11 protein-coding genes are annotated in these 12,328 nt (G+C 72.6%); 7 read left to right on the top strand and 4 right to left on the bottom strand.

The features are described 5' to 3' along the window. Positions 1-85 precede the first annotated feature (85 nt). Complete coding sequence (locus tag ACBR40_RS32195) at positions 86-1,834, top strand: gamma-glutamyltransferase family protein (protein WP_371251213.1); 1,749 nt, start codon at positions 86-88, stop codon at positions 1,832-1,834. Then, positions 1,831-2,577 (top strand): sulfite exporter TauE/SafE family protein, encoded by a 747-nt coding sequence (locus ACBR40_RS32200; RefSeq protein ID WP_344204983.1) that lies wholly within the window; start codon positions 1,831-1,833, stop codon positions 2,575-2,577. Before ACBR40_RS32195 ends, ACBR40_RS32200 begins: the two co-directional genes overlap by 4 nt. Before the next feature lie 11 nt (positions 2,578-2,588). Here the strand turns inward: ACBR40_RS32200 and ACBR40_RS32205 are convergent, their stop codons facing one another. The 3 genes from ACBR40_RS32205 to ACBR40_RS32215 form a co-directional block, all read right to left on the bottom strand. Then, positions 2,589-3,674, bottom strand: a complete 1,086-nt coding sequence (locus ACBR40_RS32205) for a glutamate--cysteine ligase (RefSeq protein WP_371251176.1) — start codon at positions 3,672-3,674, stop codon at positions 2,589-2,591. Between the two features lie 85 nt (positions 3,675-3,759). After that, positions 3,760-4,434, bottom strand: coding sequence for a M15 family metallopeptidase (locus ACBR40_RS32210; protein WP_344204986.1), 675 nt, complete (start codon positions 4,432-4,434; stop codon positions 3,760-3,762). Positions 4,435-4,446: 12 nt separating this feature from the next. Beyond that, entirely contained in the window at positions 4,447-5,595 is a 1,149-nt protein-coding gene (locus ACBR40_RS32215; RefSeq protein WP_344204987.1) for an ROK family transcriptional regulator, read from the bottom strand. 137 nt (positions 5,596-5,732) lie between these two features. Between ACBR40_RS32215 and ACBR40_RS32220 the strand changes: the two genes are divergently transcribed. The 4 genes from ACBR40_RS32220 to ACBR40_RS32235 all read left to right on the top strand — a co-directional run bounded on the left by ACBR40_RS32220 (position 5,733) and on the right by ACBR40_RS32235 (position 10,440). Then, a complete protein-coding gene (locus ACBR40_RS32220; RefSeq protein ID WP_371251177.1) occupies positions 5,733-7,049 on the top strand; it encodes an extracellular solute-binding protein in 1,317 nt (438 codons plus the stop codon). 2 nt (positions 7,050-7,051) lie between these two features. Continuing rightward, positions 7,052-8,065 carry a carbohydrate ABC transporter permease gene (locus tag ACBR40_RS32225; RefSeq protein WP_371251178.1) on the top strand — a complete coding sequence of 338 codons (1,014 nt, stop codon included), beginning with the start codon at positions 7,052-7,054 and terminating at the stop codon, positions 8,063-8,065. Beyond that, positions 8,062-8,913 (top strand): carbohydrate ABC transporter permease, encoded by an 852-nt coding sequence (locus tag ACBR40_RS32230; RefSeq protein WP_371251179.1) that lies wholly within the window; start codon positions 8,062-8,064, stop codon positions 8,911-8,913. Before ACBR40_RS32225 ends, ACBR40_RS32230 begins: the two co-directional genes overlap by 4 nt. 84 nt (positions 8,914-8,997) lie before the next feature. Continuing rightward, on the top strand, positions 8,998-10,440 hold the full coding sequence (locus ACBR40_RS32235; RefSeq protein WP_371251180.1) for a glycoside hydrolase family 3 protein: 1,443 nt from the start codon (positions 8,998-9,000) through the stop codon (positions 10,438-10,440). A 1-nt stretch (position 10,441) separates the two neighbouring features. Here the strand turns inward: ACBR40_RS32235 and ACBR40_RS32240 are convergent, their stop codons facing one another. Continuing rightward, positions 10,442-11,623 carry an ROK family transcriptional regulator gene (locus ACBR40_RS32240; RefSeq protein WP_344205297.1) on the bottom strand — a complete coding sequence of 394 codons (1,182 nt, stop codon included), beginning with the start codon at positions 11,621-11,623 and terminating at the stop codon, positions 10,442-10,444. A 229-nt stretch (positions 11,624-11,852) separates the two neighbouring features. Here ACBR40_RS32240 and ACBR40_RS32245 point away from each other — a divergent pair, with 229 nt between their 5' ends. Further along, positions 11,853-12,302: an Rrf2 family transcriptional regulator gene (locus tag ACBR40_RS32245; RefSeq protein WP_091083967.1), complete on the top strand. Its 450-nt coding sequence runs from the start codon at positions 11,853-11,855 to the stop codon at positions 12,300-12,302. Positions 12,303-12,328: the final 26 nt, after the last annotated feature.

Consider the following 12,328-nt stretch of genomic DNA (forward strand, 5'->3'; position numbering starts at 1 on the left):
TACAGTCTCCGAGCCGCCGGCCGGGGAGCGGGAAGAAGGAGAGACGTTGTTCACCACCAGGCCCGAGCTGACGGGCGACTTCGGCATGGTCGCGGGCACCCACTGGCTGGCCTCGGCCACCGGCATGAGCGTCCTGGAGCGGGGCGGGAACGCCTTCGACGCGGCCGTGGCCGCCGGCTTCGTGCTGCAGGTGGCCGAGCCGCACCTGAACGGCCCCGGCGGCGAGGTGCCCATCCTGCTGTGGAGCGAGGCCGAGCAGCGGACGCACGTCGTGTGCGGGCAGGGCGTGGCCCCGGCCGCCGCGACCATCGAGCGCTTCCGCGAGCTGGGCCTGGACGTCGTCCCCGGCACCGGACTGCTCGCCGCCACCGTTCCCGGGGCGTTCGGCGGGTGGATGCTCCTGCTGGAGCGGTGGGGCACCTGGCGGCTGGCCGACGTGCTCGCGCCCGCCATCCACTACGCCGAGCACGGCGTCCCCGTGCTGGAGCGCGTCTCGGCCACGATCACCGCGGTCGAGGACCTGTTCACGGCCGACTGGCCCACCTCGGCGGCCACCTGGCTGCCCGGCGGCCGGGTGCCCGAGCCGGGCTCGCGGCTGGCCAACCCCGTGCTCGCCGCCACCTACCGGCGGATCGTCGCCGAGGCCGAGGCCGCCTCCGGCACCCGCGAGGGCCAGCTCGCCGCCGCCCGGCACGCCTGGTACGAGGGTTTCGTCGCCGAGGCGATCGCCGACTTCAGCGCCACGACCGCCTGGCGCGACAGCTCCGGAGAGGTGCACGGCGGCCTGCTGACCGGCGACGACCTCGCGGGCTGGAGCCCCACGACCGAGGAGCCGGTCGGCTTCGACTACCGGGGTCACACGGTGTACAAGACCGGCCCGTGGGGCCAGGGCCCGGTGTTCCTGCAGCAGCTCGCCCTGCTCGACGGCGTGGACCTGGACGCGATGGGCTACCTGAGCGCCGACTACGTCCACACGGTGACCGAGGCCGCCAAGCTCGCCTTCGCCGACCGCGAGGCCTGGTACGGCGATGCCGACGTGCCGCTCGCCGACCTGCTCGACCCGGCCTACAACGCCGCCCGGCGCGCGCTCATCGGTCCCCGGGCGAGCCTGGACCTGCTGCCCGGCTCCCCCGGCGGCCGCGAGCCCCGGCTGCCCGTCCTGCCCGGGGCCAGGGTGCCGGTCACGGAGGGCGTGGGCGAGCCCACCGTGGACACGGCCGGGCTGGAGCGGACGCTGCCCGACGGCCAGGTCCGCGGCGACACCTGCCACGTGGACGTCGTCGACCGCTGGGGCAACATGGTCTCGGCCACGCCGAGCGGCGGCTGGCTGCAGAGCTCCCCCACCATCCCGGCGCTGGGCTTCTGCCTGGGCACGCGGGCCCAGATGTTCTGGCTGCAGGAAGGGCTGCCCTCGTCGCTGCGGCCGGGGGCGCGCCCGCGCACCACGCTGTCGCCGTCGTTCGCGCTCAAGGACGGACGGCCGTGGCTGGCGTTCGGCACGCCGGGCGGCGACCAGCAGGACCAGTGGAGCGTGAACTTCTTCCTGGCGCTCGTCCACGGCGGCCTCAACCTGCAGGAGGCCATCGACGCCCCCATGTTCCACACCGAGCACTTCCCCAGCTCGTTCTTCCCGCGCGGCGCCCGGCCGGGCGTGCTGCACGTGGAGGAGCGGCTTGAGGCCGGCGTGGTGGCCGAGCTGCGGCGGCGCGGGCACGAGGTCGAGGTGCAGGGGCCGTGGTCGCTGGGGCGGCTCAGCGCGGTGGCCCGTGACGGCGGCTTCCTCAAGGCCGCCGCCAACCCGCGTGGCGCCCAGGGCTACGCCGCGGGCCGATGAGCCCCGCGGAGCTGCTCTTCCTGGCGGCGTCCGGCCTGCTGGCCGGGGTGGTGAACGCCCTGGCCGGCGGCGGCACGCTCGTCTCGTTCCCCGCCCTGCTGGCGTTGGGGTATCCGGGCCTGACCGCGTCCGTGACCAACGCGGTGGCGCTGTGGCCCGGCTATCTCGGCGGCGCCCTGGGCTACCGGGCCGAGCTGCGCGGGCAGCGGCGCAGGGTGGTGAGGCTCGGGGCGACGGCGGTCACGGGCGCGGTGGCGGGCAGCGCGCTGCTGCTGGTCACGCCCGGCCGGGTGTTCGAGTCGATCGTGCCGTGGCTGGTGGGTCTCGCCAGCCTCGCGCTGCTGGCCCAGCCGTGGCTGCGCGCCCGTCTCGGCGGCGCGGCCGACGGACCGCCGAGCCGCCGGGTGTACGCCGGGGTGTTCCTCGGCGGGTGCTACGGCGCCTACTTCAACGGCGGCATGGGCGTGCTGCTGCTGGCCGTGCTCGGGCTGTTCCTGCATGACGGCCTGCACCGGGTCAACGCCGTACGGGCCGTGCTGGCGCTGGTGATCACCTCGGTGTCGGCGGTGGCGTTCTCGCTCTTCGCGGACGTGCGGTGGGGGGCGGTCGCGGTGATCGCGCCGGCCAGCCTCGCGGGTGGCTTCCTCGGCACCCGCGTGGCCAGACTGCTGTCGGCGAAGGTCCTGCGTGGCGTGGTGGTCGTCTTCGGCCTCGGTGTGGCCGTGGCGCTCGCACTCCAGTGAAAGCCTGGGTCTCAGGCGACGGTGGCCTCGATGAGGTCGTCCACCACGTCGTTCAGGTCGTTGCCGCGGGCGTGCACCCGCCGCTGGCGCATCGCGCCCGACCCCTTGCGCAGCAGCCGGTCCAGGCCCTCCTGCACGAAGGCCAGGTCACCCGCCTCGGCCAGCGCCGGGCGTACGTGCTCCAGCAGCCGCCAGGCCAGCACGCTCGCGGGCAGGCGGGTGCCGTCGCGCACGTCCACGCCCTCGCCCGCGAGGCCGTCCCTGGCCGCCCGCCAGTAGGCGGCGCGCAGCACCTCGGAGGAGACGGGCAGCCCGTGGTCGCCGCGGCGTACCGCTTCCAGTGAGGTCACCACCAGGGCGCGGACGAGCCCGATCAGTGTGAGGCTGTCGCTCACGTCGAGCGGCACGTCGGCCGCCCTGATCTCGACCGTGGGCAGGCTGGGCGAGGGACGGGTGTCCCAGTAGACCGTCTTCGGGTCGATCAGCGCCCCCGTGTCGCCGAGTGCCTGAACCGCCAGCTCGTAGTCGGTGTAGGAGGCGAAGTAGGGGGGCGCGCCCGCCACCGGCCACCGGCCCCAGGAGATCACTCTCCAGGAGGCGTACCCGGTGTCGCGGCCGGCGAAGAACGGCGAGTTGGCGGCCAGCGCGATCAGCGTCGGCAGCCAGCAGCGCACGTGGTTGCCGACGTAGACGGCGTGCTCGCGGTCGGGCACGTCCACGTGCACGTGGAGCGCGCAGATGGTGATCTCGTCCTGGAGCGCCCGGTAGGCCACCCTGCTCTGCAGGTAGCGGGGCACGTCGGTCAGCGGCGGCGAGCTCACGTCGCCGAGCACGGGGATGCCGCTGGCGACGATCGCGAGACCGCACGCCCGCGCGGCGTCGGCCACCTCCTTTCGTACGGCGCGCAGTTGCGAGCCGAGCTCGCTCAGGTCGGTGGAGGGGGGCGTGCGGGCCTCCACCTGGAAACGGGTGATCTCATGAACCACGTCGGCCATCCCGGTGGTGGCGGCCAGGACATCGGTCGCCCGGGGAGAGACGTGGCGGGTGCGGGGATCGACGATGAGGTATTCCTCTTCGATCCCGATCAGCGGAATCATGCCTGCACCTCGTTGGGGGGAGTGAGTTCCGCAAGGAGTTGTGCCCCGGCGACAGCTCGCGGAAAACCTTCCCGACCCGAGGGTGTCAGGCGGTGAAACCTGTGGGGCCGTAGAGGGCGTGGGGCGCTCCTGTGGCGAGCGCCCAGTAGCGGTCGCCGTAGGACCAGTGCCACCACTCGGTGGGGTAGTTGACGAGACCGGCGGGCTCCAGGACGGCGGCGAGGAGGTCGCGGTGCGCGCGGGCGTCGGCCGAGATGCCGGGGGCCGCGGTGTAGCAGGCGCCGGCGCTCTCCTCGGGGTTGTCGTTGACCTGGGTGCCCATGTCGTACTCGACGCCCTCGGGGTCGCACAGGGTGAGGTCGACGGCCGCGCCGGCGGTGTGGGGGGCCACGCTGACCGGGGAGACGTACCGGCTGGCGGCGACGTGGGCCTCCTCGACCGTCATGCCGGGGTTGGCGGCCAGCAGCTCGTCGCGGTAGCGGGTGAAGTAGAGGGACTGGGTGGCGATCGGCCGGTAGCCCTCCACGATCAGCAGGTGGTAGCCGTCGGGCAGACCGGCCTCGGCGCGCTCCAGCCGCTCCAGCAGCCCGGCGCGCAGGTGCGCCCAGGCGCCGTCGGGGTCGGCCAGCCGCTCGTCCACCCGCAGCCGGCCGCGTACCTCGGCCAGCGGCTCGTCCGACTCCTGCACCGGGATGGCGGCCACCCGGGGGTCCGAGATGAGCACGACGTCGTTCCTGGGGTCGTTCGGGGACTGCCACATGGGCAACGATTTTCACACAGTGTCGGAGAAGACCTGTTCCCGGGCCTGGTCCAGAGCGGCGACCAGGGCCCCGCGCAGCACGGGGTTCCCGGCCACCCTGGTGGTGACGACGGGGGGCCGGCTCGGGCACACGCGGGCCACGGCCTCCTGCACCTTCGCGGCCAGCCGCTCGCCGCCCGCCCGGCCGACGTCGCCGCTCAGCACGATCAGGCCGGGGTCGAGCACGACGGTGACCGCCGCCGCGCCCACGGCCAGCCGCCCGGCGACCGCGTCGAGGAAGTCCTCGCCGCCGTTGCGTACCAGGTCGGGGACGGTCGCCCCCTGCACGCCGTGCTCGCGGGCGAGGCCGCGCAGCGCGTCGTGGCCGACCAGGCGCTGGAAGGAGCCGGACTGCGGCTGGGAGACGTCGGCGGGCAGCGGCTCGCCGGGCACCGGCAGCCAGCCGATCTCGCCCGCGCCGCCGGTGATGCCGCGGTGCAGCCGGCCGTCCAGCATGACGCCGAGGCCCTGGCCGACGCCCGCCCAGATGACCACGAAGTCGTCGTGGCCGACGGCGGCGCCGTAGGTGTGCTCGGCCAGGGCGACCAGGTTGACGTCGTTCTCGATGGTGACGGAGGCGCCGAGGGTGCGGCGGAGGCTGGCGAGCACGCCGACGTGCCAGGCGGGCAGGTCGTACGACCAGCGCACGTCCCCGCTGACCGGGTCCACGACGCCCCTGGTGCCGATGACGAACGCCTTGAGCCGCTCCAGCCCGATGCCGGCGGTGCCGCAGGCGCGCTGCACGGCGGCGTGGACCGTGCGGACCGGGTCGCCGCCGTCGGCGGGGTTGACCGTGATCTCGACCACGATCCGGCCTGTGATGTCGGCCACACCGACCTTGAGGCTGTCGGGCAGCACCTCCAGGCCGGCGACATAGGCGCTGGACGGCACCACCCCGTACAGTGCGGCGTGCGGCCCCCTGCCGCCCGCCCGCTCCCCCGCGACCTCGACCAGCCCCCGCTCCTCCAGTCGAGCCAGGAGCTGACCTGCGGTTACCTTGGAGAGCCCGGTCCGCTCGCCCAGCTCGGCCCGGGTGAGCGGGCCGTCCACGAGGAGGAGCTCGAGTGCCGCGCGATCGTTCAACCGCCGCAGCAGCCGGGGAACCCCCGGGCTTCGACTCATTACCGCACCCCTCTCGTCACGAATGGCTAACGGGCGTTTCTTTTAAGAAAGTTTCTTGTTAGTTTAGCAGCGTCGTTCGGCATTTGACGATCAGCCTGGTGCGGACCGTAGGCCAGCACCCGGGAAGGGAGAACCCTGTGAGGATCGCGAAGATCACAGCCACTACGGTCACCACGGCCGCCCTGGCCCTGGGCCTGGCCGCCTGTGGCTCCGGCGAGGCGCCCTCCTCCTCACCGAGCGCCGCGGCCTCCGCCAGCGGCCCTAAGTTCGCCGGCAAGACGCTGAGCGTCTGGCGCCTCGGCGACAGCAACCCGGCCGCGGCCAAGTACATGGAAGAGCTGAACGCCGAGTTCAAGCAGCAGACCGGCGCCGAGGTCAAGCTCGAGTGGATCCCGTGGCCGCAGGTCGCCGACAAGTTCGCGGCCGCCGCCACCGGCTCGGGCCCGGACGTGACCGAGATCGGCAACGACCAGGTCCCGATGTGGCAGAGCCAGGACGCGCTCACCCCGATCACGGACATCGCCCGCGAGGGCGACCGCGCGCAGATCCCCGAGAACCTCTACGGCTACGAGACCGTGGACGGCGAGATCTACGCCGTGCCGTGGGGCGCCGGCGCCCGCGCCGTCCTCTACCGCAAGGACTGGTTCGAGGAGCTCAAGATCGAGGTCCCGAAGACCTGGGACGAGCTCGTCGCCGCCGCCAAGAAGATCCAGAAGGAGAAGGGCGAGGGGGTGGACGGCTTCGCCTTCAACGGCGGCTCCGACGCCAACCACCTGCTGGCCGCGTTCGCCTGGTCCGAGGGCGGCGACTTCGCCGTCAAGGAGGGCGACAAGTGGGTCGGCAAGCTCACCGAGCCCGGCTTCGCCAAGGGCTTCGAGACCTACACCGGCCTGGTGACGGGCGGCCTGTCCAGCAAGGCGAACCTCACGCTCAACACGGTCGACATCCGTAAGCGCTTCGCCAACAACAAGGTCGCGATGTACCTCACCGCTGGCTGGGACCTCCCCGGCATCGAGGAGGACTCGAAGGGCAAGCTGAAGAGCGACAAGCTCGCCTTCTTCCCGCTGCCCGCCAAGACCGGCGGCGTCGCCCCCTCCTTCTTCGGCGGCAACGACATCGCGCTGTGGGGCGGCACCAAGGAGGCCGACCTCGGCAAGGAGTACATCAAGCTGGCCACCAGCAAGACCTGGGCCGACCGCTACGCCAGCGAGGGCGGCCTGCTCCCGGTCTACCCGGACACCCTGGCCAAGCTTGAGGAGGACCCGGCGCAGGGCGCGTTCGCGCAGGCGTTCGCCAAGGCCCGCGCCTTCCCCGCCGACCCCAACTGGTCCGAGGCGGACGCCACCAAGATGGTGCTGCAGAACGCCGCGCGGGCCGTCATCGAGGGCAAGAAGGACGCAGGCGCCGCCCTCGCCGACGCCAACAAGGAACTCGAAGAGATCCTGAACCAGTGAGCATGGCGAACCCGACTACGGTCGCCCGGGACGGGGGCTCCTCCCCCGCCCCGGGTCACCGGCGCAGGAAGGAGAGCGGCCGCGGGCGGGCGAGCGGGCTGCCGGCGTGGAGCATCCCGTACGTGCTGCTCGTGCCCGGCCTGCTGGTGATCGCGGGGCTGCTGCTCTACCCGATGTTCCAGCTCGCGGTCATGGCCTTCCAGAAGGTGGGCCTGGCCCAGATCCGGGGCACCAGGCCGGCCGAGTGGGTGGGCCTGGAGAACTTCGAGAAGATTCTGTCCAACGACATCTTCTGGTCGGCGCTCCGCAACACCGTGGCCTTCGCCTTCGTCGCGGTCAGCCTCACCCTGGTCGTCGGCACCGCCGTCGGGGTGCTCCTGCACCGGCTCGGCAGGAAGATGTCGCTGTTCGTGGTGATCGGGTGCATGTTCGCCTGGGCGGTGCCGCCGGTGGCGCAGGGCGTCATCTGGCGCTCGCTCTTCGACGCCGAGGCCGGCATCGTCAACTGGGCGCTCGACCTGCTGCCCGACTGGCTGGCCGCGCCGCCCGACGGGCAGCGGAGCTGGGTCGGCACCCCCTGGCTCAACGACACCCTGCCCCTCTACATCGCGCTGGTCGTCTGCGTGGTGTGGGCCGGCTTCCCGTTCATCGCGGTGTCGGTGCTGGCCGGGCTCAAGGGCATCCCCGCCGAGCTGTACGAGGCGGCCAGGGTCGACGGCTCCGGGCCGTGGCGCACGTTCACCAAGATCACCCTGCCGTTGCTGAAACCCGTCTTCGCCGTCCTGACGATCCTGTCGATCATCTGGGACTTCAAGGTCTTCAGCCAGCTCTACGTGCTGATGAACGGGCCCACCAACCGCGACGGCTTCAACCTGTCCATGTACGCGGTCGCCGAGGCGTTCAAGCCCCCGCAGAAGCTGGGCAGCGGCGCGGCGATCTCCGTCGTCCTGACGATCATCCTGCTCGTGATCACCGTCGTGTACGTCAGGCAGATCGTGAAGCAGGAGGAGATGTGACCCCGCTCGCCCGCAAGAGGCTCGGCAAGATCCTCCTCAACACGGCCGGCGTCCTGGTCTTCCTCTACGCCGTCTTCCCCGTCTACTGGATGGTGGCGACCGGCTTCAAGGAGAACGACCAGATCTTCACCACGGAGTTCGTCCCGTTCCCGACACACTTCACCTTCGATCACTTCGAGCGGGTGCTGACCGAGGGCGTCGCGAACAACTCCATCTGGCTCTACATGCGCAACAGCGCCATCGTGGCGCTCGGGACGGTGCTCATCGGCTCGGCCTTCGCCCTGCTGTCGGCCACCGCCATCGCCCGCTTCCGCTTCAAGGGCCGCGGCGTGTTCCTCGTCGTGCTGCTGGTCGTGCAGATGCTGCCGGCCGAGGGGCTGCTCATCCCGCTCTACATGATGGTCAAGCGGGTGGGGCTCGGCGACACCTTCATCGGGCTGATCGTCACCCAGGTCGCGCTCACGCTGCCGTTCGGCGTGTGGATGCTCCGCACGTTCGTCGCGGCGGTCCCCAAGTCGCTGGAGGAGGCGGCCTGGATCGACGGCGCGGGGCGCATGCAGACCTTCTGGAAGGTGCTCTTCCCGCTGGTCGCGCCCGGTCTGGTGGCGACGAGCATCTTCTCGTTCATCACCGCGTGGAACGACCTGGTCTTCGCCCTCTACCTGATGTCGGAGTCCGAGGGCTACACGATGCCCGTCGCCCTGCAGTACTTCTTCGGCCAGAAGGGCGTCGACTGGGGGGCGATCATGGCCGGATCCACCCTGATGACGATCCCGGTCGTCGTCTTCTTCCTGCTCGTGCAGCGCCGCATGGTCTCCGGCCTGGTCGCCGGGGCCGTCAAGGGCTGACGCGACACATCCCCGCACGGCGCCGCCGGCGCCGTGCACGACCCTGCCCATTTTCACTGCCCATCTTCCACTTGATGAGGAGCCATGAGTCAGAGTGATCGGGGGCTGCGCCGCCTGGCGGCCGGCACACTGCTCGTCGCCTTCCAGGGCACCGAGGCGCCCGACTGGGTGCTGCGCGAGCTGGAGCACGGCCTGGGCGGCGTGACGCTCTTCGGGTTCAACGTGGCCGACCACGGCCAGGTGAGGGAGCTGACCACCGCGCTGCGGGGAGCCGGTGAGCCCGTCATCTCCCTGGACGAGGAGGGCGGCGACGTCACGCGGCTCGCCTACCACGTCGGCAGCCCGTACCCGGGCAACGCGGCGCTCGGGGCGGTGGACGATCCCGGGCTGACCCGCAGCGTCTACCGGGCCATCGCCGCCGAGCTGGCGTCCTGCGGCATCAACCTCGACATGGCGCCGAGCGCGGACGTCAACACCGAGGCCGACAACCCGGTGATCGGCACCCGCTCGTTCGGCGCGGACGCCGCCCTGGTGGCCCGGCACACCGTGGCCGCCGTGGAGGGCCTGCAGTCGCTGCGCGTGGCCGCCTGCGTCAAGCACTTCCCCGGCCACGGCGCCACCCGCGTGGACTCGCACCTGGCGATCCCGGTCGTGGACGTGGGCCTCGACGTGCTGCGCGAGCGGGAGCTCGCCCCGTTCCGCGCGGCCGTGGCGGCGGGGGCGAAGTCGGTGATGACCGCGCACGTCGCCGTGCCGGCCGTGACGGGCGACTCGCCCGCGACGCTGTCCGGCGCGGCGCTGACCGGGCTCCTCAGGGGCGAGCTCGGTTTCGACGGCGTGGTCGTCACCGACGCCCTGGACATGCACGCCATCACCCGCAGCGTCGGCCTCGCCGGCGGCGCGGTGCTGACCCTCGCGGCCGGGGCCGACCTGCTGTGCCTCGGGCCGCTGCCCGTCTACGACGACGTGCAGGCGATCATCGCCGAGATCGTCTCGGCGGTGCGCGAGGGCCGGCTGCCGGGCGAGCGGCTGGAGGAGGCCGCGGCGCGGGTGGCCGCGCTGCGGGAGTGGTTCGGCGGGGACCGCGAGATGCCGGCCGAGCGCAACGTCGTGGGCCTGCACGCGGCCCGCCGCGCCGTACGGCTGAGCGGCGTCCCCGAGCCCCTGGTCGAGCCTCTGGTGGTCGAGGTGGACACCCCGCCGACGATCGCCGTGGGCGACGTGCCGTGGGGCGTGGGACCGTGGCTGCCCGAGGCGGAGGTCGTCCGCGTCGAGCCGTCGGCCGCCGACGCGTCCGCGCTGCTGGCCAAGGCCGCAGGACGGTCCCTGGTCGTCGTGGTCAAGGACGCCCACCGCCATCCCGCGAGCCGGGACCTGGTCTCGGCGCTGGTGACGGCCCGGCCGGACACGACCGTCATCGAGATGGGGCTGCCGGTGTGGCGGCCGGACAGCGCCGCCTACATCGCGACGTACGGGGCCGCCCGCGCCAACGCCCAGGCGGCCGTGGAGCTCCTCCAGACCGCCTGACTCAGGAGGCCAGCAGCTCCTCGCGGGCCTGGTCGAGCGCGGCCAGCACGGCGCCGCGCAGCACCGGGTTGCCCTCGGTCACCGTGGTGGTGCCCACCTGGGGCCGGACCGGGCAGATGCGGGCCACGGCCTCCTCCACCCGGGACGCGAGCGCGTCGCCGCCCGCCTGCCCCACCTCCCCGGCCAGCACCACGAGGCCGGGGTCGAGGATCACGCACACGGCGGCCACGCCGAGCGCGAGCCGCTGGGCGATCTCGTCGAGCAGCGGCTCGCCCCGCGTGCCCGCGGCCATCGCGACCCGTACGCACTCGCCGGCGCTGCTGGCCGCGAAGCCGTAGCCCTGGGCCAGCTCGGCCACCGCCTCGGCGCTGACCAGCGACTGCAGGCCGCCCGCCAGCGACGGCAGCCGCCCCGGCTCGGTGCGGATGTCCTCCGGCAGCGGCACCCCGGGCACCGGCAGGTAGCCGATCTCGCCCGCGCTGCCGGAACGCCCCCGGTGCAGCCGGCCGCCGAGCATGACCGCCAGGCCGAGGCCGCGGCTGGCCCACAGCAGCACGAAGTCGTCCACGCCCTGGGCGGCCCCGTCGGCGCGCTCGGCGATGGCGGCGAGGTTGACGTCGTTCTCGATCGTCACCTCGCGCCGCAGGTCGCCGGCGAGCGCCCCGTGGATGCCCTCGTGCCAGCCGGGCAGGTCGAAGGAGAAACGCACGTCGCCGCTGCGCGGATCGACCACGCCGGGGGTGCCGATCACCACGCCGCGCAGTCTGCTCAGCCCGACCTTGGCGCCGCGGCAGGCCTTGACGATGGCCTCGTGCACGGCGGCGACCGGGTCCTCGTGGCCCTTCGGGTCGACGGTGATCTCGGTGATGGTGTGGCCGTGGATGTCGGCGACGGCCGAGGAGATGCGTTCGGGGCCGACCTCCAGGCCGGCGACGTACGCGCTGGAGGGGATCACCGAGTAGAGGGCCGCGTTGGGCCCCCGCCCGCCGGCCTGGGTGCCGACGACCTCGACCAGGCCGCGCTCCTCCAGCCTGGACAGCGTCTGCGAGGCCGTGACCTTGGACAGGCCGGTCAGGTCGCCGATCTGGCCGCGGGTCATGGGACCGGTGGCCAGCAGCAGTTCGAGCGCGGCCCGGTCGTTGATCTCCCTCAGCAGCCTGGGCACACCTGGGCGTCGCTCCACCACGCTGAATCCCCACCGTCGGTCCACTGCGAATCGTCACTGCGAAATCGCAAAGATTGTTGGAAGTTTAGCGCCCGCGTTCGCGAGAGACGTCGCAGGTGAACGCGAGAATTCTTCATGATCACCGTTTCGGAGGGCCGTGCGCGGGACGACGCCGGACTCCGGATCACCTCCCCCAACTGACGACTGTGCGGCTAACCAGTGTTGACCAGGAGGGATAATCGAGAACATGCGCCTCTCCGCTCGTGTCGACTACGCCCTCCGAGCCGCCGCCGAACTCGCCGCCGCGGGTGCCGGCCCGACGACCGTGGGCGAGCTCGCCAAGGAACAGGACATGCCTCCCAAATACCTGGAGAACATCCTGCTCCAGATGCGCCGCGCCGGGCTGGTCCGCGGGCAGCGAGGCCCCGAGGGCGGCTACGTCCTGGCCCGGCCCGCGGGCGAGATCTCCCTCGCCGACGTGATCCGGGCGGTGGACGGCCCGCTCGCCAACGTACGCGGCGAGCGGCCCGAGCACGTCGGCTACCGGGGGCCGGCCGAGTCGCTGCAGCAGGTGTGGATCGCGCTGCGCGCCACCGAGCGCGCCATCCTGGAGGAGGTCACGCTGGAGCAGGTCGCCGCCGGCACGCTGCCCGACCGCGTCCGCCAGCTCGCCGCCGACCCCGCCGCCTGGGACTGACCTCCCGGCTCAGCGCCTGGTGCACC

Source organism: Nonomuraea sp. AD125B, assembly GCF_041402765.1.
Classification (GTDB): domain Bacteria; phylum Actinomycetota; class Actinomycetes; order Streptosporangiales; family Streptosporangiaceae; genus Nonomuraea; species Nonomuraea bangladeshensis.